Below are 234 nucleotides of genomic sequence, written 5' to 3' on the forward strand. Positions count from 1 at the left end.
AGTTCAATCATGCTCCCACCCCTGTTAGCTGCTCATAGACATCCAGCGAACGTACTTCCACTTGCTGCGATGAAATCTGTCGGGCTTGCGGACGTGGATAGGCATATCCTTGAGCGGTCGAAAGACCTGCATACTGGTTTTCGCAAAAAACAGTTGTGTGTGAAGATCAGCGATAAAATCCCCAATAGAATCGGTTGAAAATTCCCCATTTTCATCGCAGACTCTCTCCTTGGA

1 protein-coding gene is annotated in these 234 nt (G+C 47.4%); it reads right to left on the bottom strand.

What is annotated here, in order from left to right:
• Positions 1 to 24: 24 nt before the first annotated feature.
• On the bottom strand, positions 25 to 234 hold a 210-nt coding region (locus FOI68_RS23845), incomplete at its 5' end, for a hypothetical protein (protein WP_221935145.1).

It is taken from the genome of Brevibacillus sp. LEMMJ03 (genome assembly GCF_007197875.1).
In the GTDB taxonomy this organism is placed as follows: domain Bacteria; phylum Bacillota; class Bacilli; order Brevibacillales; family Brevibacillaceae; genus Brevibacillus; species Brevibacillus thermoruber.